21 protein-coding genes and 1 other annotated feature are annotated in these 20,754 nt (G+C 54.9%); of the genes, 15 read left to right on the top strand and 6 right to left on the bottom strand.

Features of this window, described 5'->3' with window-relative positions; genetic code table 11:
• Positions 1-18 precede the first annotated feature (18 nt).
• From O1V65_RS05650 to O1V65_RS05640, 3 genes are read left to right on the top strand one after another with little or no spacing between them, the layout of a single operon-like run.
• Positions 19-735: an ABC transporter permease gene (locus tag O1V65_RS05650; RefSeq protein ID WP_165429210.1), complete on the top strand. Its 717-nt coding sequence runs from the start codon at positions 19-21 to the stop codon at positions 733-735.
• Positions 735-1,469 (top strand): ABC transporter permease, encoded by a 735-nt coding sequence (locus O1V65_RS05645; RefSeq protein WP_017490946.1) that lies wholly within the window; start codon positions 735-737, stop codon positions 1,467-1,469. The genes O1V65_RS05650 and O1V65_RS05645 overlap by 1 nt, the downstream gene beginning before the upstream one ends.
• A complete protein-coding gene (locus tag O1V65_RS05640; RefSeq protein ID WP_269130257.1) occupies positions 1,447-2,304 on the top strand; it encodes a transporter substrate-binding domain-containing protein in 858 nt (285 codons plus the stop codon). The genes O1V65_RS05645 and O1V65_RS05640 overlap by 23 nt, the downstream gene beginning before the upstream one ends.
• Before the next feature lie 154 nt (positions 2,305-2,458).
• Here O1V65_RS05640 and O1V65_RS05635 read toward each other — a convergent pair whose 3' ends face one another.
• Positions 2,459-3,037: a C40 family peptidase gene (locus tag O1V65_RS05635; RefSeq protein WP_038327812.1), complete on the bottom strand. Its 579-nt coding sequence runs from the start codon at positions 3,035-3,037 to the stop codon at positions 2,459-2,461.
• Positions 3,038-3,210: 173 nt separating this feature from the next.
• On the bottom strand, positions 3,211-4,275 hold the full coding sequence (locus O1V65_RS05630) for a LacI family DNA-binding transcriptional regulator (protein WP_017490949.1): 1,065 nt from the start codon (positions 4,273-4,275) through the stop codon (positions 3,211-3,213).
• A 202-nt stretch (positions 4,276-4,477) separates the two neighbouring features.
• Here O1V65_RS05630 and O1V65_RS05625 point away from each other — a divergent pair, with 202 nt between their 5' ends.
• From O1V65_RS05625 to O1V65_RS05610, 4 genes are all read left to right on the top strand, one after another.
• Positions 4,478-5,305 (top strand): ABC transporter substrate-binding protein, encoded by an 828-nt coding sequence (locus tag O1V65_RS05625; RefSeq protein ID WP_017490950.1) that lies wholly within the window; start codon positions 4,478-4,480, stop codon positions 5,303-5,305.
• A gap of 75 nt (positions 5,306-5,380) precedes the next feature.
• Positions 5,381-6,199, top strand: a complete 819-nt coding sequence (locus O1V65_RS05620; protein WP_192503796.1) for an amino acid ABC transporter permease — start codon at positions 5,381-5,383, stop codon at positions 6,197-6,199.
• A 3-nt stretch (positions 6,200-6,202) separates the two neighbouring features.
• Entirely contained in the window at positions 6,203-6,976 is a 774-nt protein-coding gene (locus O1V65_RS05615) for an amino acid ABC transporter ATP-binding protein (protein ID WP_017490952.1), read from the top strand.
• 62 nt (positions 6,977-7,038) lie between these two features.
• Positions 7,039-8,169 (top strand): NAD(P)/FAD-dependent oxidoreductase, encoded by a 1,131-nt coding sequence (locus O1V65_RS05610; protein ID WP_084912183.1) that lies wholly within the window; start codon positions 7,039-7,041, stop codon positions 8,167-8,169.
• An 11-nt stretch (positions 8,170-8,180) separates the two neighbouring features.
• Here the strand turns inward: O1V65_RS05610 and O1V65_RS05605 are convergent, their stop codons facing one another.
• Together O1V65_RS05605 and O1V65_RS05600 are read right to left on the bottom strand one after the other, a co-directional pair.
• Positions 8,181-8,957, bottom strand: a complete 777-nt coding sequence (locus tag O1V65_RS05605) for an ABC transporter ATP-binding protein (protein WP_026110404.1) — start codon at positions 8,955-8,957, stop codon at positions 8,181-8,183.
• A gap of 113 nt (positions 8,958-9,070) precedes the next feature.
• Entirely contained in the window at positions 9,071-9,904 is an 834-nt protein-coding gene (locus O1V65_RS05600; protein WP_017490955.1) for an SDR family oxidoreductase, read from the bottom strand.
• A 344-nt stretch (positions 9,905-10,248) separates the two neighbouring features.
• Positions 10,249-10,374, top strand: a sequence feature (His leader region).
• Positions 10,375-10,428: 54 nt separating this feature from the next.
• Between O1V65_RS05600 and hisG the strand changes: the two genes are divergently transcribed.
• Genes hisG through hisIE form a run of 8 tightly spaced genes read left to right on the top strand, consistent with a single transcriptional unit; the run spans position 10,429 to position 17,599 of the window.
• The gene (gene hisG, locus O1V65_RS05595; protein ID WP_017490956.1) at positions 10,429-11,328 is read left to right on the top strand and encodes an ATP phosphoribosyltransferase; all 900 of its coding nucleotides are present in this window, start codon (positions 10,429-10,431) and stop codon (positions 11,326-11,328) included.
• Positions 11,329-11,332: 4 nt separating this feature from the next.
• Positions 11,333-12,646 (top strand): histidinol dehydrogenase, encoded by a 1,314-nt coding sequence (gene hisD, locus O1V65_RS05590; RefSeq protein WP_017490957.1) that lies wholly within the window; start codon positions 11,333-11,335, stop codon positions 12,644-12,646.
• Positions 12,646-13,779, top strand: coding sequence for a histidinol-phosphate transaminase (gene hisC, locus O1V65_RS05585; RefSeq protein ID WP_269130256.1), 1,134 nt, complete (start codon positions 12,646-12,648; stop codon positions 13,777-13,779). The genes hisD and hisC overlap by 1 nt, the downstream gene beginning before the upstream one ends.
• A gap of 11 nt (positions 13,780-13,790) precedes the next feature.
• Positions 13,791-14,858 carry a bifunctional histidinol-phosphatase/imidazoleglycerol-phosphate dehydratase HisB gene (gene hisB, locus O1V65_RS05580; protein ID WP_165429986.1) on the top strand — a complete coding sequence of 356 codons (1,068 nt, stop codon included), beginning with the start codon at positions 13,791-13,793 and terminating at the stop codon, positions 14,856-14,858.
• The gene (gene hisH / locus O1V65_RS05575; protein ID WP_017490002.1) at positions 14,858-15,448 is read left to right on the top strand and encodes an imidazole glycerol phosphate synthase subunit HisH; all 591 of its coding nucleotides are present in this window, start codon (positions 14,858-14,860) and stop codon (positions 15,446-15,448) included. Before hisB ends, hisH begins: the two co-directional genes overlap by 1 nt.
• A gap of 5 nt (positions 15,449-15,453) precedes the next feature.
• Positions 15,454-16,191 carry a 1-(5-phosphoribosyl)-5-[(5-phosphoribosylamino)methylideneamino]imidazole-4-carboxamide isomerase gene (hisA, locus tag O1V65_RS05570; RefSeq protein ID WP_084912181.1) on the top strand — a complete coding sequence of 246 codons (738 nt, stop codon included), beginning with the start codon at positions 15,454-15,456 and terminating at the stop codon, positions 16,189-16,191.
• Entirely contained in the window at positions 16,173-16,946 is a 774-nt protein-coding gene (hisF, locus tag O1V65_RS05565) for an imidazole glycerol phosphate synthase subunit HisF (protein ID WP_269130255.1), read from the top strand. Before hisA ends, hisF begins: the two co-directional genes overlap by 19 nt.
• Before the next feature lie 38 nt (positions 16,947-16,984).
• Positions 16,985-17,599: a bifunctional phosphoribosyl-AMP cyclohydrolase/phosphoribosyl-ATP diphosphatase HisIE gene (hisIE, locus tag O1V65_RS05560; RefSeq protein ID WP_084912207.1), complete on the top strand. Its 615-nt coding sequence runs from the start codon at positions 16,985-16,987 to the stop codon at positions 17,597-17,599.
• A 61-nt stretch (positions 17,600-17,660) separates the two neighbouring features.
• On the opposite strand, the gene O1V65_RS05555 is transcribed toward hisIE, so the two are convergent.
• Together O1V65_RS05555 and gndA are read right to left on the bottom strand one after the other, a co-directional pair.
• Positions 17,661-19,013 carry a glycosyltransferase gene (locus O1V65_RS05555; RefSeq protein ID WP_017490006.1) on the bottom strand — a complete coding sequence of 451 codons (1,353 nt, stop codon included), beginning with the start codon at positions 19,011-19,013 and terminating at the stop codon, positions 17,661-17,663.
• A 168-nt stretch (positions 19,014-19,181) separates the two neighbouring features.
• Positions 19,182-20,591, bottom strand: a complete 1,410-nt coding sequence (gndA, locus tag O1V65_RS05550; protein WP_017490007.1) for an NADP-dependent phosphogluconate dehydrogenase — start codon at positions 20,589-20,591, stop codon at positions 19,182-19,184.
• Positions 20,592-20,754: the final 163 nt, after the last annotated feature.

The following is a 20,754-nucleotide window of genomic DNA, read 5'->3' as shown; positions in this document are numbered from 1 at the left end:
ACTCACGAGGAGCGACTGATGGGCAATTTGGGATTCTTAACCACGCTGAGCTTTGGCCCCGGAGGATGGGGGCCGATGCTGCTCTCCGGTGCGTTGATGACCGTGGCACTGTCACTTTCTGGCTTTCTGCTTGCCGGGGTGATAGGTGGTCTCTTTTCCTGGGCAAAAATCTGCGGTAATCGCCCAGTACGTTATGTTGCCGATGTTTATACCACGGTGATTCGCGGTATTCCCGACCTGCTCATTATCTATCTGCTTTATTTTGGCGGCAGTCAGGCGCTGACCCTGCTCGGCAAACTGTTTGGCGACGGACAGTTCATCAGCTTTCCGGGATTTTTAGCCGGAATGCTGGCGGTCGGCATTGCGGCAGGCGCGCAGCAAACCGAGGTGTTCCGGGGCGCTTTCTACGCCATCGCGCCCGGTGAGCTAGAGGCCGCCAAGGCGTATGGTATGAGCACACCGGTGCGCATTCGCCGCATCGTTGTTCCCCTGCTGCTGCGCCACGCCCTGCCGGGCATGGGCAACGTCTGGCAGCTGGTGTTGAAGGCAGCGGCGCTGGTGTCGGTCACCGGACTGGCTGAGCTGATGAACAAGGCGCAGACCGGTGCAGGCTCGACCGGTAAACCGTTCGATTTTTACTGTGCGGCGGCGCTGTTGTATCTCATTATCTCGGCCTTTTCGGGCTGGTCGCTGCGTCGGGCAGAGGTGCACTACTCACGCGGGGTAAAACGCTGATGGACGTTAAATTTCTATGGGAAACCCTGCTCCAGCTGCTGCCCGGCGTCCCCCTTACCCTACAGTTGACCTTCTATTCGGTGGTGATGGGTTTCTGCCTTGCGCTGCTCATCGCTTTCGCCCGTCTGTCGCCTTATCGCGCGCTGAATCTCCCGGCGCGGGCATTCGTGTTCTGTTTTCGCGGTACCCCGCTGCTGGTCCAACTATTTTTGATTTACTACGGACTGGGTCAATTTGAGAGCGTGCGCAGCAGCATACTGTGGCCGGTACTGCGCGAGCCCTACGGCTGTGCGCTGCTTTCGCTGTCGCTTTGCACTGCCGCCTATGGCAGTGAAATTCTGCGCGGGGGTTTGCAATCAGTGCCGCACGGCGCGATAGAGGCAGCGCGGGCCTGCGGTATGTCACGGCTGCTGATGGTGAGGCGCATTATCATGCCTGTAGCCCTGCGTCAGGCGCTTCCTGCCTACGGCAACGAGCTCATTTCTATGGTTCAGTCCACGTCGTTATGTTCAATCATCACACTGATGGACATCACCGGTATCGCCGCACAGATAGTGTCCGATACCTATCGTGCGCTGGAGGTTTTTTTGGTAACGGGCGCGCTCTACCTATTGATCAATCTGGTCATTAGCCGAGTTGTGATGCTGGTCGAATATCGCCTGACGCCGCATTTACGGGGTTTTCATTTTAAAACTAAAGGGGTTGTAGAACATGAAATTGGCAAGCTTGGTTAGTGCTTTATGCTTAACGGCAACGTTACTCATCCCTTTTACCAGCCACGCAGAGGCCGGTAAAAAATGGACTGTGGTGAAAATTGCCACCGAAGGTGCCTTTCGCCCCTTCAACTTCACCAAACCTGACGGCACGCTCGACGGTTTTGAAATCGACCTCTACAAAGTCCTGTGTCAGAAAATGGACGTAAAATGTGAAATCGTGGTTCAGCCGTTTGCCGGGATTATCCCCGCGCTAAACGCCGGGAAATTCGATGCCATCATGGATGGGCTTTCCGCCACCGACGCGCGCAAGAAGATTATCGATTTTTCAGTTCCCTACAGTAACACCGGTCAGACTTTCGCCGTTATGAAAGGCAGTCCACTGGCGGTCATGCCTGACCTGGGTAAACGATTCTCTCTCACCCGCGATGAAGCCGGTGCCGAGGCCGAAGTGGCAAAGATTGCGCCATTGCTGAAGGGGAAAATTGTTGGCGTACAGGGCTCTTCTATCGGTGAACAGTTCCTGCAAAAATACCTGAAAGGCATCGTGACTATTCGTCAATACAAGACTACTGAAGAGCACGATCTCGACCTTAAGTCGGGTCGCGTGGATATGATATTTGCTTCGGCAACCTATCTCACTGGCGCGAAGGCCAAGCCGGGGAATCAAGACATCGAGCTGGCAGGCCCGCAGTTTATCGGTGGCTTGCTCGGCGCAGGTTCAGCGGTGGGGATTCGCAAGAGCGACCCGGAACTGAAGAAAATGTTTGATGACGCCATCCTGCAAACCAAACAGGACGGCACGCTGAAAACGCTGGCCATGAAGTGGTTCGGTACCGACACCGTGCCTCAATAACCGGATAAAAACGTTGGGGTGTTCGTCTCAACGACCTCTTCGCGCCAACAACAGTTTTGCACTGATAGCGGCATGATGCTTTGAGCGTCTTTCACTAAAAAACCCACGTCCGCTTTTTGCTGACAGCAAGGCGGACGTGGGTCGCAGGAAAAACTCAGTTCTTGGCGAGCTGATTTCCTGGCTTATTCTGATTCAGGGTGATGGTGGCGTTATATTCTCGCGGCAGTCTTCTGGCCTCTAAAAATACCGATTTCCAGTAAGGGTTGTCGAGCGAGGAGCGAATAACGCCTTTGCTAACCGAAGCGTGCAGGAATTGCTGATTGGTATCGTAGAAGCCAACGTGCATCTGGTTGCGAATGCGGAAGAACACCAGATCGCCCGGTTCGAGATGCCCCGGAGAAACGCGGGTTCCCATGCGCACCAGCTCGGTGGTGGTCACACGGTCCATTGGAATATTGAATCTGTCTTTGAGTGTTCTCCAGACGAAACCGGAACAATCGACGCCTGACAGCTTGGTGCCACCCCACTCATAGGGCGTTCCCTGCCAGGAGTGCATCTGGTCATGCAGCGCCGCGATAACGGAAATCATATCGGATTCCCGCTCGGCTTCCTGCTGCGTCATGGTGGTATTGGCAGCGGATTGACCGTCCTGACCGTGATTCTTCGAAGAACATCCGGCTAATAGTACAAATGATATACAAGCTATTTTCTTGAATAATTTTGATGATGTCATTTGATGTAAACCGAACAATTGAAATAAGTAATTGAGTTTTATAACCTACATCTCAAAAGCACAAAATGTAGCAAACGGCATTATTACCTTACTTTACTCAAATTTACAGTAATTTACTTAAGTCAGTGCTCAACCCGGCAATAGTTACACAAATCCGGCCGAAATCCGAACAATTAAACCGGTGCGATTGAAAATCTTGGCATAAACGTCGCTTCAAAATCGGGCATGATGCCCGCCTCTTCTCCTCGCAGATCGCAAATAATTCTTCGCGCGGCCTCGCGGCCCATCTCATAGACCGGCTGAGCAATTACCGAGAGCGGCGGCGAGACAATTTCCGTCCACGGGAAATTATCAAACATCACAAACGACAGATCCTGCGGCACGCGCAGCCCTCTGCCGCCCAGCTCACGCAGCAGGCTCATGGCAATGACGCTGTCTGAGGCAATTATCGCCGTTGGCGGCTGCGGAGCATTAAACAGCCGCTCGACGATAGCGGCTATCGCCTGGTCGCTGCTGGCGTTACCGACAATCGACGCCGGGTCTACACTGAGGCCGCGTTGGGAGAATGCCCGTTCGATACCGGCAACACGCTGCGCCACCGGCGTGACGCCCAACCCTTTGGTCGGCGAATATGGCGGTTCGAAGGTCATGCTGGTCAGATAGCTGATGCGTCGATGTCCGGCGTCGAGCAACGACAGCGTCGCCTGCTGCGCGGTCGACGTAAAGTCGAGGCCAATCACCTCGACGTTTAACTCGGGCACGGCGCGGTCGAACAGCTTGAGTGCTCTGCCGTCGGCGAGGATTTGCGCCAGATGGGCGTTATCTTCAGGCAACGACGAGCACGGCGCGATGATGATACCGTCGACCTGCTTTTCGAGCATCACCCTGACCGCGTCCTGCTCCACCGCTAGCGTCTCGTCACTGTTGCTCAGCAACAGGTGATACCCCGCCTGCCGAGCGACGTCTGAGATACCGCGCAGCGCCAGACCAAAGTGCGGGTTCTCGATATCACCCACAATCACGCCTAGCGTATTTGAACGGCCGGTGTTCATGCTGCGTGCCAGTTCGTTGGGCCGATAGCTCAACCTCTGCGCCGCCGCCCTAACCCGCGTTAATACCTCTTCACTCACAGAGCCATAACCGCCCAGTGCGCGCGCCGCCTGGGCCTTTGAAACCTGCGCCTCGCGGGCGACGTCGGCCACCGTTGGGGCCTTGATTCGTGCGTTGCCAATAGTCATAAGTTATTCGTATCACAGCTTTCGTTAAGGGCGATTGACGTTTAGATAATCACGTTGCTAGTATCATTGTAACTGATTTGAGACCGGTCTCACAATGATTGAACTCCCTAATCAGCCCCTGCATTGAGACCGGTCTCTAAAAAATACAAAAGATCCTGGCTCAATAGTCGTTGATGTTAAATACAACAAAAACGGACGCACTATGAAATCGCAAAAGACCCTGATTAAACTGGCCACCGTGCTTTTTGCTTCGCTCTCACTCTTTTCTCTTTCGTCCCCGCTGGCCAACGCCGCGGGCCAGCAGGAAAACCCTTATGGGTTAATCGAACCGGGCGAGCTGCGCGTTGCCAGCCTCGGCGACGCCAAGCCTTATACCTTTACTGACGCCTCCGGCAATTTCACCGGTTTTGACGTCGAGTTCTTCACCGACGTTGCGCACCGACTCGGCATCAATAAGGTGGTGTTTATCGGCCAAGACTTCGCCGGCATCCTGCCTTCGGTCGCAAACGGACGCTATGACGCAGGCGTCGCGGCGATAGGTATCACCCCGGCTCGTGAAAAAACCGTCGATTTCTCAAGCGGCTATCTCGCCGGTTATCTGACGGTACTGACGCGTAAAGACACCGGCGTCACCGACGTCAATTCGCTGGCAAAACACCGTCTCGCGGTGGTGCAGGGGACGTTGCAGGAAAACTACGCGATGCAGCATTTCACCCAAACTGACCTGGTGCGCTTCCCCGATAACAATGCGGCCATCTCTGCGCTGAACAACGGCACGGTTGACGCCGACTTCCTCGATTATGAGGCGGCCAAAGACTACGCCGCCCGCTTCAATCTGGTTCACGCTGCCGATATCCCGTCCTTTGACGCGCCAGCTGGCGTTGCTATCGCCAAGGGAAAACCCGCGTTTAAAGCCGCCCTGGATAAGGCGATTCAGGCCTCGATGCAGGATGGCACCTGGAAGAAGCTCTACCAGAAATGGTTCCCAGGCTCGCCAATGCCAAAGCAGTATCTGCCGCATTCAAGCTGATGTTCCCTGCTCGTCGTCTGTCTGTTTACCCCGCGGTGAGGGCAGCCTCACCCCGTTAAAAGTGCGAGGTATTGTATGAGCCTGTTCGAAATGCTTCACCGGACATTCTTCGATTTTAATTCGATGGCCGAAGTCCTGCCGCAGCTGCTGAAAGTCGGGCTGATGAATACGTTGATCATCTCGATTGCGGCGACGCTGCTTGGCACCACGCTCGGGCTGATTCTGGCGCTGATGGGCATCTCGCCCACGCGCTGGCTGCGTGTGCCATCGCGCGTCTATACCGACCTGTTTCGCGGCCTGCCGTCTATACTGACCATTCTGCTGATAGGTCAGGGGCTAGCGCGCTACAGCTATGAACTTTTCGGTCCGTCGCCCTATCCGCTCGGTATTTTTGCCCTGAGCCTGATAGCCAGTGCCTATATGGGGGAGATCTTTCGTGCGGGTATCCAGAGCGTTGAAAAGGGTCAGCTCGAGGCCTGCCGTGCGCTGGGAATGAGCTACGGTCGCGCAATGCGCTTAGTGATTGTGCCACAGGGGATCCGCCGCGTGCTTCCTGCGTTGGTTAATCAGTTCATTGCCATCATCAAAGACTCTTCGCTGGTCTATCTGCTCGGGCTGATGGTCAACGAGCGCGAACTTTTTCGCGTCGGGCAAGATGCCGCGGTGCTCACCGGCAACCTTTCTCCTCTGATGCTCGCAGGGCTTTTTTATCTGATAATCACCGTGCCAATGACCCATCTGGTCAACTATGTTGACCAACGCTTCCGCACCGGCCGTCGCAAAATGACGCGCCCGGTCAGCAGTCTGAAAGAGGTCGATGAGCTGCAAAAACTTAATCCTCGCACCGTTGCCACCGGCGGCAGTGCCCCCTTAACCACCGAACGGGGACAATAATCCATGACGCTTGCTGCCCCTAATATTGACCGCGCCGCCACACCGTCGTTTCACGGCGCTAGCGTGGAAATTCGCGATTTAACGCTGGCGTTCGGCGACATTCAGGTGCTGCGCAAGGTCTCGCTCAACGTCGCGCCGGGCACCACCACTTGTATCATCGGGCCGTCAGGCTCAGGGAAGTCGACCCTGCTGCGCGGTATTAATCGCCTGCATGAACCGCAGTCCGGTGACGTGCTGGTGTCGGGTCGCTCGGTGCTGAAAGATAAACCTGACGCCCTGCGTCTGCGCATCGGCATGGTGTTTCAGCATTTCAACCTGTTCCCCGACCATACGGCGCTGGAAAACGTGGCGATGGCACCGTGGAAAATCAAGAAACTGTCCAAGTCTGAGGCCTACCGCCTGGCCGCCGAGCGGCTGAAAGAGGTCGGCCTAGAGCAGCGAGCGGAGCACCGTCCGCGCTATCTGTCCGGCGGTCAACAACAGCGCGTCGCCATCGCGCGGGCCTTGGCTATGGACCCTGAAGTCATGCTGTTTGACGAAGCAACCTCGGCGCTTGACCCCGAACTGGTCAAAGGCGTGCTGAACCTGATGGCCGACCTCTGTCGCCGTGGCATGACCATGATAGTCGTCACCCATGAGATGGGATTTGCTCGCAAAGTGGCGGATCAGGTGATTTTTATGGATGAGGGGGAAATTGTCGAGGCGGGCACCCCAGAACAGATTTTCGATAACCCGCAGTCCGCGCGACTGCGGCGCTTTTTGTCTGAAGTGCTGTGAGGCCCAACGACTCGCCGCACCACCGAATACCTTTTATGATGACTCAAGAGAAGGAAAACAAAATGTCTTCATCCACTGAACACGCAACGAAAACCGTCGCCGTGATAGGCGCGGGTATCATCGGTATCTCCAGCGCCGTGCATTTGCTGCGTCGCGGCCAACAGGTCACGCTGTTTACCGAGGCGGAGCTGGTGTCCGGTGCATCGGGCCGGTCGCTCTCATGGCTGAACTCTGCCGCCGACCGCACGCGGGAATATCATGCACTGCGTATGGCGGGCATCGACCGCTACCGCACGCTGTTTGCACAGGACTCCTCTCGTGACTGGCTGCGTTTCGACGGTGGCCTGTACTGGGGGGAAGACAAAGCTGCCGAAACGCTGACGCGCCACGCCTATGAATTCGCTCACGGGTATGATTCGCACCTCACGGGTCTGGCGTCGGTCAGTCAAATTGACCCTCAAGTCAGGGCCGAAGCCGTCGCTGAAAGCGCACTGTTTAATCCGGGTGAAGGCTGGGTCAGCCTGCCACACCTCGCCAATTATCTGATGGCCGAGTTTCACCGCCTCGGGGGACAGCTTTATGAATATGCGGGCAAAACCTCGGTCATCACCGATGCCAGCGGTAAGGCCGTCGGCGTGAAAACTGGTAACGGCGAAACCTTCAGCGCAGACAGAGTGCTGGTGGCCTGTGGCCCGCAAACGCCCGAAGTGGTTGCGCCGCTGGGTGTCACTATCCCCAACGGCTCCCCCTTATCGATGCTGGTCATCACTCAGCCGGTCGAAAACAGCGTGAAAGTGGTGCTAAACACGCCACGAGTTGCGGTTCGTCCGAATCCGGGGAAAACCCTGGCGCTGGACCATGACTGGTATGAGTCGGCCATTACCCGCAGCGCGGCGGGCGAGTACAGCATTCCCGAAACCGTGGTTGATGAATTGGTGGCCGAGGCGGCGAAAGTGCTCGAAGGCGCAGAATCACTGAAGGCAGCGAGCTGGAAAATCGGGCTGAAACCTGTTCCCGGTGACGGCGAGCCGGTGCTGGGCGAGCTGCAAAGCGTGCCAGGCTGCTACGTGGCGTTTACCCATTCCGGCGCCACGCTGGCGCTTATCGTCGGCGAACTGTTGGCCAGCGAAATTGCCAGCGGCGAAAAACATCCGATGCTGGCCACATTCCGCCCCGAGCGTTTCACTGCCTGAGTGATTTCTCGCTAGGCAGGCTGGTGATGACTTGATATAAATTGCTGAAAACGCGGGGATCCCTGCTCGCCAAACAGGTCGTGCGGGGTTCCCTGACAGTCGATTTCACCCTGATGCAAGAACACCACCCGATTGGAGACGCGGCGGGCAAAGACCATCTCATGGGTGACCACCAGCATGGTCCTCCCCTCCTCTGCCAGACTCTGCATCACCTTCAAGACCTCCCCCACCAGCTCTGGATCCAGTGCCGAGGTGGGTTCATCAAACAGCATCACCTCAGGGTCCATGGCCAACGCGCGGGCGATCGCCACCCGCTGCTTCTGTCCACCCGAAAGCTGTGACGGATAGAAGTCCTTACGCTCATACAACCCGACGCGGGCCAGCAGTGATTCGGCTTTCTCGATGCAGGCTTTGCGGCTTTTCTTCTGCACGTAGCGTGGCCCTTCCATCACGTTTTCCAGCACGTTCATGTGTGACCAGAGATTGAAGTCCTGAAACACCATGCCGAGTCGCGTACGTATCCGTTCCACCTGTTTGCGGCTGGCAGGCTGCGGATTGCCCCTGGCGTCAGGCTTCATCAGGAGTGTTTCACCGCCGACCGCCACGGTGCCGGAGTCCGGCGTTTCAAGCAGGTTGATGCAGCGCAGGAAGGTGCTTTTGCCTGAACCACTGGCCCCCAAAATGGAGATAACCTCGCCCTGCCGTGCGTCAAGTGAGATACCTTTCAGCACCTCATGCTCGCCGAAGGATTTGCGGATATCGATCATCGATAGCGTGATAGGTTGCATTATTGGCGCAGACTCCTGTGAAAATCTTTCCGTGGGGTTTCAGGACAAGATTATGCAAGAACAGCGCCAATCCCCTCGACCTTGGGTAAATCACGTCGAGGGCGGCGAGAGCGTTAGTTGAGCGGCATGCGCTCAGGGTCAGGATACTGGTACTCGAAGCCGAGCTCTTTCACGATGCGGCTACCGTCAACCAGCTTACCCGCCGAATCTTCAGGCTCGGGGGCGAACGTCGGTTCGGGAAGCCCCAACTGGCGCGCTAACAGCGGATAAAACTGCTGTTTAGCCGGATGTGCAGGCGCGCAAAGGTTAAAGGTGTGACCGCCGCGCGGCAGGCTCAGCAACAGCTGAATAGCAGAGACCACGTCGTCCTGATGCACCAGATTAACGCCATGATTTGCACCTTTAACGTCTTTCTTGCCCGCCAGGAAACGGCCCGGATGACGGTCGGCCCCAACCAGTCCGGCGAGGCGCAGCACGTCAACGGAAGTGTTCGGCAACTGATGGAACCACTCCTCCAGCTCTTTGAGCACCTTGCCCGCTGGCGTGACGGGATTCAGCGGCGAGTTTTCGCGCACAGTGCCTGTCCCCTCGCCATAAATTGACGTCGAGCTGGTAAAGATAATGCGCGGTACGGCGTGCGCCAGTGCACTATCAACCAGCATCTGCACCGCCTGAAAATAGAGCTCGCTCCCTTCCACCGTGCGCCTTGCAGGCAGGGTAATCACCAGCGCATCGACGTTGAGCAGCACATCCAGGTCGTCAGCGTCGCACTCCAGCGTCATCTCGGGCGTGAAGGTCATTTGGTAGCATTCGATGCCGCTCATACGTGCGGCCTCAACGCCGTCACGCGTGGTTTTGCTGCCAACAACCTGGTATCCCCTGGCGCTTAGGGCAATGGCCAGCGGCATACCTAGCCAGCCTAAACCAATTATTGATACCTTCTTCATTTTGTTCTCCAATACCTACCCGCTTTTAATAAAGCTACGTCATTTAGTTTAGCAGGCTACCTCCGCCACCTCTCTTAAACAACGGCTTATTATGTAATGATTTTCAACAGATTGTCAGAACGCGAGCGTGTTGCGCCTGTCCGGTCTTCTATACAATCGATTCATGCTTATCATTACATGGCCAATAATATTAAAATTATTCATCAGCAGAAAAAAAGGTTGCGCGTCAGAGCACGGTGGTTTAGGTTAATTGGCAACAGATTTAGAACCTATGGCTGATAACAGCGGTAGGCAACAAAACGCTTAGAAGAGAACAAGACAATGCTGAACATTCTGATCAACCACCATCACCACCATCATCCTGACTAGTCTTTCAGGCAGTTTGGTGCTGGAAGACTTTTAAGATCTTCCAGTGGCGCGCAGAATGTAGCAGAGAGCCCTCGGAAGATTTCTTCCGGGGGTTTTTTTTTACCCTAAGAAATTTAAAAACGAATTAAATCATAAATTTAAAGACAGAGGTCATCATGCTGGACAAAAACCGTTTACGTATCGCAATGCAGAAATCCGGTCGCCTGAGCGACGATTCACGCGAGCTGCTTGCACGCTGCGGCATTAAAATTAATCTGCAAGAGCAGCGTCTGATTGCCTTCGCCGAGAACATGGAAATCGACATTCTGCGCGTTCGTGATGACGATATCCCAGGACTGGTGATGGACGGTGTGGTTGACCTCGGTATTATCGGTGAGAACGTGCTGGAAGAAGAGCTGCTGAGCCGCCGTGCTCAGGGTGAAGACCCACGTTACTTCACGCTGCGTCGCCTCGATTTTGGCGGTTGCCGTCTGTCGCTGGCAACGCCACTGGACTTTGATTATCAGGGGCCACAGAGCCTGGGTAACAAACGTATCGCCACCTCTTATCCACACATCCTCAAGCAGTATTTCGACAAAAAGAATCTCGACTTCAAGTCTTGCCTGCTGAACGGTTCCGTTGAAGTCGCACCGCGTGCCGGTCTGGCCGACGCCATCTGTGACCTGGTTTCTACCGGCGCAACGCTTGAAGCCAATGGCCTGAAAGAAGACGAAGTCATCTACCGTTCCAAAGCCTGTCTTATCCAGCGTGACGGAGAGATGCCGCAGTCCAAACAGCTGCTGATCGACAAACTGATGACCCGTATTCAGGGCGTGATTCAGGCACGTGAATCCAAATACATCATGCTGCACGCGCCGAGCGAGCGTCTGGACGAAATAATCGCCCTGCTGCCGGGCGCCGAGCGTCCGACCATTCTGCCACTGGCTAACGACAAACAGCGCGTTGCCATGCATATGGTGAGCAGCGAGACCCTGTTCTGGGAAACCATGGAAAAACTGAAAGCGCTGGGTGCCAGTTCGATTCTGGTGCTGCCAATTGAAAAAATGATGGAGTAAGGCGATGCAATCCAACGGATTTTCTACCCCAATCGACTGGCAACAGTGTGATGAAAAGCAGCGCAGCGAACTCCTCACTCGCCCTGCTATCGCAGCTTCAGGCAGCATTACCGAGACCGTCACCGAGATCCTGACTCGGGTACGTAATGAAGGCGACGTTGCGCTGCGTGAATACTGCGCGCGCTTCGATAAAACCGACGTGGACCAGATTCGTGTCACCGCCGAGCAAATTGAACAGGCGTCAGCGCGTCTGGGCGACGATGTTAAGCAGGCAATGGCCAACGCAGTTCGCAACATTGAGACATTCCACGTCGCACAGAAATTGCCGAAGGTGGATATTGAAACTCAGCCCGGCGTACGCTGCCAGCAGATTACACGTCCTATTGCTTCCGTCGGCCTGTACATTCCGGGCGGATCGGCGCCGCTGCCTTCTACGGTGCTGATGCTGGCAACCCCGGCACGCATCGCGCAGTGCAATAAAGTTATCCTTTGCTCGCCGCCGCCGATTGCCGATGAGATTTTGTATGCCGCCAAGCTGTGCGGCGTTACCGAGGTCTATCAGCTCGGTGGAGCACAGGCGATTGCCGCGATGGCGTTCGGCACAGAGAGCGTGCCGAAAGTGGCTAAAATTTTTGGACCGGGCAACGCTTTCGTGACCGAGGCCAAGCGTCAGGTCAGCCAGAGCCTGAACGGCGCAGCTATCGATATGCCTGCCGGTCCTTCAGAGGTGTTAGTGATTGCAGATTCTGGCGCAACGCCTGATTTCGTCGCCTCTGACCTGTTGTCGCAGGCGGAACACGGCCCAGATTCGCAGGTGATATTGCTGACGCCAGACGCCGAGATGGCAGCAGCCGTTGCGGTAGCCGTCGAGAACCAGCTGCAAACGCTGTCGCGCAGCGAGATTGCCCGCAAGGCGCTCGCCAGCAGCCGTCTTATTGTGGCAAAAGATTTGGCACAGTGCGTTGAAATCAGCAACGCCTACGGCCCTGAGCACCTTATTCTGCAAACCCGTGAGCCTGAAGCACTGGTTGACAGCATCACCAGCGCGGGTTCGGTATTCCTCGGTGACTGGTCACCCGAATCTGCGGGCGACTACGCCTCAGGTACCAACCACGTATTGCCGACCTATGGTTATACCGCGACCTGTTCAAGCCTGGGTCTCGCCGATTTCCAGAAGCGCATGACGGTACAACAGCTGACTCCGGCAGGCCTGCTGGCGCTGGCTCCGACGATTGAAACCCTGGCTCAGGCCGAGCAGCTGACCGCGCACAAGAATGCGGTTACCCTGCGCGTTGCCGCCCTGATGGAGCGTAAATAATGAGTGAGACTTCGAAGCAAAACGTTTCAGTCGTTGGACTGGCGCGTGAAAATGTTCAGCAGCTGACCCCTTATCAGTCTGCTCGCCGTCTGGGCGGTAACGGTGACGTTTGGCTCAATGCCAACGAATATGCGCTGGCCCCGCATTTTGAACTGACCGCACAAACGTTCAACCGCTACCCAGAATGCCAACCGAAGGACGTGGTTCGCCGCTACGCCGCGTATGCGGGCGTGCAGCCTGAGCAGGTTCTGGTCTGCCGCGGTGCCGACGAAAGTATTGAACTGTTGATCCGCGCCTTCTGCGAGCCAGGTAAAGACGCCATCCTTTATTGCCCGCCAACCTACGGCATGTACAGCGTCAGCGCCGAGACGTTCGGCGTTGAGGGCCGTACCGTGATGGCGAAAGAGGACTGGCAGCTGGACCTCCCGGCTATCGAGCAGGCACTGGACGGCGTGAAGCTGGTCTACGTGTGCAGCCCGAATAACCCGACCGGCAATCTGATTAATCCAGAAGACATTCGCAGCCTGCTGGAAACGACGCGCGGCAAGGCTGTCGTGGCCGTCGATGAGGCATATATCGAGTTTTGCCCGCAGGCGACCGTGGCCGGCTGGCTGAAAGACTATCCGCACCTCGCTATCCTGCGTACGCTGTCAAAAGCCTTTGCCTTGGCAGGCCTGCGCTGTGGCTTTACGCTGGCTAACTCTGAACTGATTGACGTATTAATGAAGGTTATCGCGCCTTATCCGCTGTCTACGCCGGTCGCCGACATCGCCGCGCAGGCGTTGAGCGAGCAGGGCCTGGCGTTGATGCGCAAGCGCGTGGCGGAGGTGAGCGAGACCCGTGAATGGCTTCGTCAGCAGCTTGAGCAGTGCGACTGCGTCGAGCAGGTGTTTACCAGCGAGAGCAACTATCTTCTGGCGCGCTTTACTGCCTCCAGCAGCGTCTTTAAAACGCTTTGGGATCAAGGTATTATCCTACGCGACCAGAATAAGCAACCGGGACTTTCGGGCTGCTTGCGTATTACTATCGGCACCCGTCAAGAGTGCCAGCGCGTCATTGACGCCGTACGTCCATTACCGGGCGCGACTTCAACCGTTCGTGAAACAAGCAGCGCCAGCAAGGAGCCAATGTGAGCCAGACCCCTGTGAGTCAAAAAGTTCTCTTTATCGATCGCGACGGTACGCTGATTTCCGAGCCACCGGAAGATTTTCAGGTCGACCGACTGGATAAGCTAGCATTTGAGCCGGGCGTGATCCCTGCGCTGCTTGCATTGCAGTCCGCCGGTTTCAAGCTGGTGATGATAACCAATCAGGACGGGCTGGGCACCGCGAGCTTCCCGCAGGAAACCTTCGACCCGCCGCACAACCTGATGATGCAGGTGCTGACCTCGCAGGGCGTGGTATTCGACGAGGTGCTTATCTGCCCTCACCTGCCCGCCGACAACTGCGACTGCCGCAAGCCGAAAACGCGTCTGGTGCAGCGGTACCTCGAGAACGGCGTGCTGGACACGGCGAACAGCTACGTTATCGGCGACCGTGAGACCGATATCCAGCTGGCGCGTAATATGGGCATCACCGGTCTACGCTATGAGCGCGACGGCCTCGGATGGGCCGCTATCACCGAGCAACTGACCCGACGTGACCGCCACGCGCGCGTCAACCGCGTGACCCGTGAAACGGCTATCGATGTTGAAGTCTGGCTCGACCGCGAAGGCGGCAGCAAAATCAAGACTGGCGTTGGCTTCTTTGACCACATGCTGGATCAGATTGCGACCCACGGCGGTTTTCGTATGAACATCGACGTGAAGGGCGATCTGTATATCGACGATCACCACACCGTGGAAGATACCGGTCTGGCGCTCGGTGAGGCGCTGCACAAGGCGTTGGGCGACAAGCGCGGGATTGGCCGTTTTGGCTTCGTGCTGCCGATGGACGAATGCCTGGCGCGCTGCGCGCTGGACATCTCCGGCCGTCCACACCTCGAGTACAAGGCAGAATTCAACTATCAGCGCGTGGGTGACCTGAGCACCGAGATGGTCGAGCACTTCTTTAGCTCTCTTTCTTACACGATGGGCTGCACGCTGCACCTTAAAACCAAGGGCAAAAACGACCACCACCGGGTAGAGAGCCTGTTTAAAGCCTTTGGCCGCACGCTGCGTCAGGCCATTCGTGTCGACGGCAATACCCTGCCGAGCTCTAAAGGAGTGCTTTAATGGACGTGGTTATCCTTGATACTGGCTGTGCCAACCTGTTTTCCGTCAAGGCTGCCGTAAAACGACTGGGCTATGAGCCGGTCGTCAGCCGCGACGCCGACATCGTTCTTAAGGCCGACAAACTGTTTCTGCCGGGCGTCGGTACCGCACAGGCGGCGATGGAACAGATTCAGCAACGTGACCTGATAGAGCTTATCAAGGCCTGTACTCAGCCGGTGCTGGGTATCTGCCTCGGCATGCAGCTGCTGGCTTCAAGCAGCGAAGAGAGCGGCGGTGTGCCGATGCTGGATATCGTCGAGACGCCGGTTATCAAGATGCCTGAACGCGGCCTGCCGCTGCCGCACATGGGCTGGAATAAAGTGACGGCGCAGGCCGGACACCACCTGTTCCGCGGCATCGATGAAAATGCCTACTTCTACTTCGTGCACAGCTACGCGATGCCGGTTTGTGAAAACACCATCGCGCAGACGCTGTACGGCGAACCGTTTACCGCCGCCGTGCAGAAAGATAACTTCTTTGGCGTGCAGTTCCACCCCGAGCGCTCGGGTGCCGCAGGCGCGCAGCTGCTGAAAAACTTTTTGGAGATGTAAACAGCATGATTATCCCCGCTTTAGATCTAATCGAAGGCAGCGTGGTGCGTTTGCATCAAGGCGACTATGGACAGCAGCGTGATTACGGTAATTCCCCTCTGCCGCGTTTGCAGGATTATCAGGCTCAGGGTGCCGAAGTGCTGCACCTCGTTGACCTGACCGGTGCAAAAGACCCGGCAGCGCGTCAGATCCCGCTGCTTAAGCAGCTGGTTGCTGGCGTGAGCGTTCCCGTGCAGGTAGGCGGCGGTATTCGTACCGAGCAAGACGTTGAAGCCTTGCTGGAAGCCGGTGTCTCCCGCGTGGTGGTCGGCTCGACGGCGGTGAAAAACCCGGAGCAGGTTCAGCAGTGGTTTACGCGTTTTGGCGCCGATGCGCTGGTGTTGGCGTTGGACGTGCGCATCGACGACGCAGGCAATAAACACGTTGCGGTAAGCGGCTGGCAGGAGAACTCAGACTCGACGCTGGAACAAGTTGTCGAACAGTTCCTGCCGTTTGGCCTGAAGCACGTACTCTGCACCGACATTTCCCGCGACGGCACTCTCGCAGGTTCCAACGTCGAGCTGTATCGCGAAGTCTGCCAACGTTTTCCGCAGGTGGCGTTTCAGGCGTCGGGCGGTATCGGCAGTCTGGACGATATCGCGGCCCTGCGCGGCACTGGCGTAAAAGGGGTGATCGTTGGCCGTGCCCTGCTCGACGGCAAGTTTAACGTAACGGAGGCAATTTCATGCTGGCAAAACGGATAATCCCCTGCCTGGATGTTAAAGATGGTCAGGTTGTGAAAGGCGTACAGTTCCGTAACCATGAAATCATCGGCGATATCGTTCCGCTGGCTAAACGCTATGCCGAAGAAGGCGCGGACGAGCTGGTATTTTATGATATCACCGCCTCCTCCGACGGCCGCGTGGTCGACAAGAGCTGGATTTCTCGCGTTGCTGAAGTGATTGATATTCCTTTCTGCGTCGCGGGCGGAATCAAAAGTATTGAAGACGCGAGTAATATCCTACAGTTCGGTGCCGATAAAATCTCTATAAACTCCCCGGCGCTGGCCGATCCGACACTGATCACTCGCCTTGCCGATCGCTTCGGCGTACAGTGCATCGTGGTCGGTATCGACACCTGGCACGACGCTGAAACCGGCACGTATCAGGTGCATCAATTTACCGGCGACGAAGCGCGCACCAAGGTGACGACCTGGCAGACTATCGACTGGGTAAAAGAAGTACAGCAGCGCGGAGCCGGTGAAATCGTGTTGAACATGATGAACCAGGACGGCGTGCGTAACGGCTACGACCTGCGCCAGCTTAACGCTATTCGTGAAGTCTGCCACGTGCCGCTTATCGCCTCGGGCGGTGCGGGAACCCGTGAACACTTCCTCGACGCCTTCAAACTGGCGAGGGTCGACGGCGCACTCGCTGCTTCCGTGTTCCACAAACAAATAATTAATATCGGTGAGTTAAAACGTTACCTTGCCGAACAAGGCGTGGAGATCCGCTTGTGAGTATTCCAGAACAAGATAAAGAAGTGAAAGCCCCGGTTATTCTGAACGCCGAACAACTCGCCCAGCTTGATTGGGAAAAAACCGACAACATGATGCCCGCTATCGTGCAACACGCCGTTTCGGGTGAAGTGCTGATGATGGGCTACATGAATCAGGAGGCGCTGGACGTCACGCAGTCGAGCGGCAAAGTGACCTTCTTCTCGCGCACCAAACAGCGCCTGTGGACCAAGGGCGAAAGCTCGGGCAACTTCCTTAACGTGGTCAGCATCACGCCGGACTGCGATAACGATTCCCTGCTGATTCTCGTCAATCCGATTGGCCCAACCTGCCATAAGGGCAACAACAGCTGCTTCCACCCTGCCAGCAGCGACTGGGGTTTCCTGTATCAGCTGGAGCAACTGCTGGCGTCGCGTAAAACCGCGAGCCCGGACAGCTCCTACACCGCCAGCCTCTACGCCAGCGGTACCAAGCGTATTGCGCAGAAAGTCGGCGAAGAAGGCGTTGAAACGGCGCTGGCCGCTACGGTGAATGACCGTTTCGAACTTAAGAACGAAGCCTCAGACTTGGTTTATCACCTGCTGGTTCTGCTACAGGATCAGGATCTGGACTTCAGCACGGTTATCAATAACCTGCGCGACCGCCACACCAAGTAACGGACTCTGAGCACAAAAAAGCCGCCGAAGGTATTCTCCGGCGGCTTTTTATTGACTAACACTATTTGAACTTATTGATAATCCAGCGTAGTGGCGCAGTAATTTTCCATGAGTTGGAGCTGACCAGGCACTCTATCTGGGCATCTCTGGCCTGCAGTTCTTTCACCAATGAGCTGAGCAGTTCGCTTTGCTGAGAAAGCTTCTGATCTTTCTCAAACAGCTCGGCCTCATAGTTTGTACGAATACTTTCATGCTCGCCAATCAACAGTTCCTTAGCGGCCTTAATTTCCTCGAGCGTCAGGTTTGCGCTGTGCGCCTCAGAGGTTAAATACTCTACCCTGTCAATAAACTCGTCAATTTCCTTCTGTGCCTCAGCATGCCTCTCTTCGAGTGACGCAATTTTGTTGTGTGACTCTTCAATATCTACGCCAAGTTTCAACCTTAAGTAGAACAAATACTCTTCAGCACAGTGTTCGAGAATAAACAGATAGGCGTCATAAAACGGCTGATAATAGATTTCTTCACGGGTTATGTTCAGCGTTGCAAAGAACTGTTTCACCCCATCATAGAGTTCTCTGTAGGCCTCCTGGCCAATAGAGTTGATATTCCAGATCAGGAAGTTAAGCACATAGTTTTTGAAATCTCTCTCGTATCTTTCATAAATGCCCTGCTGCTGCATAAATTCTTTCAGCGCAACGGTGGCTTTTAGACAGCAATCGTAAGAAAGATGGCGCGTGCTCGAGAGCGAGCTTTCCAATTTTTGGCGCTGAAAAACCAGAGGTTGCTTGGTATAAGCTATTCTTTCGGCCAGAAGCACCGCTGATGAGGTGAAAAGCAGATCGTTGCTGGTTCTAATTTGCTGAAATTTCAGACCGTGTTTTTCAATAAACGACCGACGGAACAGTTTGTCCCAAGCCCACCAAATAAAGATCTGGAAGAAATCTTCTTTGACATCATTAGCACAAAATACGAGCGAGTCAGGAAGTAAATGCTCTTTAATAGTCCAGGACATATCTGACTCTTCACCCGTCGCTTCGTTAAATGCCCTGGCACCGAATACAAAGACGTCGAGGTTGAGTTCATCGGCACGTTCAACCGAGATTTTAAACATATCAGGAGTGAAATAATCGTCGGCATCCAGAACGGAAAAATATTCGCCGGTAGCGATTTCCATTGCCGTATTTCTGGCCACTGCGGCCCCAAGGTTGGTACTTTGGCGAATGATTTTTATTCTATTATCTTTTGCCTGAAACGCCTGAAGAATTTGCAGAGAGTTATCGGTTGAACAGTCGTCAATGCAGATAATTTCTAGTTCGGTTAACGTTTGTGACGTGATGGACTCAAGACATTGCTCTAAAAAACGAGAAGCATTATAGACGGGCAAAATGACGGAAACTTTGGGTTTAACACTCACGTTCTATCCTCAAATTATCCTGAAAAGGACAATACCTATAAGTTATCGTAAGACAATATACTCCTTTGGAATAATAATAGGATAGGACTGCTCCGGTTAGTAGCAATATTGAAAATCGCTCAAAATCGGGCATAAAAAAGGGCCAGTCGCCTGGCCCTCTTTGAAAACTTAGTCCAACCACTCGGTGTGGAACACGCCTTCTTTATCGGTACGCTTGTAAGTATGTGCGCCGAAGTAGTCACGCTGTGCCTGGATCAGGTTAGCTGGCAGAACCGCGCTGCGGTAGCTGTCGTAGTAGTTGATCGCAGCAGAGAAAGTAGGCGTCGGGATACCGTTCTGAACGGCATAGGACACCACGTCACGCAGCGCTTGCTGATATTCGTCAGCGATGTTTTTGAAGTATGGCGCCAACAGCAGGTTTGCAATTGACGCGTTTTCTTCGTAAGCATCGGTGATTTTCTGCAGGAACTGAGCACGGATGATGCAGCCAGCGCGGAAGATTTTGGCGATTTCACCGTAGTGCAGGTTCCAGTTGTTCTCGTCGGAAGCCGCTTTCAGCTGAGAGAAGCCCTGCGCGTAAGAAACGATTTTACCCAGGTACAGTGCACGACGGATTTTTTCGATAAATTCTGCTTTATCGCCCGCAAATGCTTTAACCGCTGGGCCAGTCAGAACTTTAGAAGCCGCAACGCGCTGATCTTTCAGAGAAGACAGGTAACGGGCAAATACAGACTCAGTAATCAAAGTCAGTGGCTCGCCAAGGTCCAGAGAGCTCTGGCTGGTCCACTTACCGGTACCTTTGTTTGCTGCTTCATCAAGAATCACGTCTACCAGGTAGTTACCCGCTTCGTCTTTCTTGGTGAAGATGTCTTTGGTGATGTCAATCAGGTAGCTGCTCAGCTCGCCTTTGTTCCATTCAGCGAAGGTGGTAGCCAGCTCTTCGTTGCTCAGATTCAGAGACTGCTTCAGCAGAGAATAGGCTTCAGCAATCAGCTGCATGTCGCCGTATTCGATACCGTTGTGAACCATTTTAACGTAGTGGCCTGCACCATCAGCACCGATGTAAGCTACGCAAGCGTCGCCATCGTCAGCACGGGCGGCGATCTGCTCGAGGATTGGAGCAACCAGTTCGTAAGCTTCTTTCTGACCACCAGGCATGATGGAAGGACCTTTCAGTGCGCCCTCTTCGCCACCGGAAACGCCGGTACCGATAAAGTTGAAGCCTTGGTCGGAAAGTTCTTTGTTACGACGAATGGTATCTTTATAGAAGGTGTTGCCGCCATCGATGAGGATGTCACCTTTATCAAGGTGTGGTGTGAGGGATGCGATAGTTTTATCGGTCGCTTCACCTGCTTTCACCATCAGCAGAATACGGCGTGGTTTTTCCAGTGACTCAACAAACTCTTCGACTGTGTAGTATGGAACCAGATTTTTACCCGGATTCTCGGCAACGACTTCATCAGTCTTATCGCCAGAACGGTTAAAAATAGCAACGGAATAACCACGGCTTTCAATGTTAAGCGCGAGGTTACGACCCATTACCGCCATACCAACGACGCCGATCTGTTGTTTGGACATTAGCAACTCCTGTCTGAAATAGTTGATAGCTCGGTGGAACTCAAACCCCTGTTCTTAGTAGGTTTATCGTCACCGCGCCATACAAATGAACCCAAGCATTGTACATGAGAATGACTGAGGGTGTACCTATCACAGCTATAACTATCACAACCATTCAAGTGGT

This window comes from Rouxiella badensis, from assembly GCF_026967515.2.
GTDB lineage: Bacteria > Pseudomonadota > Gammaproteobacteria > Enterobacterales > Enterobacteriaceae > Rouxiella > Rouxiella badensis.
This window is presented reverse-complemented; position numbering and strand designations above follow the sequence as displayed.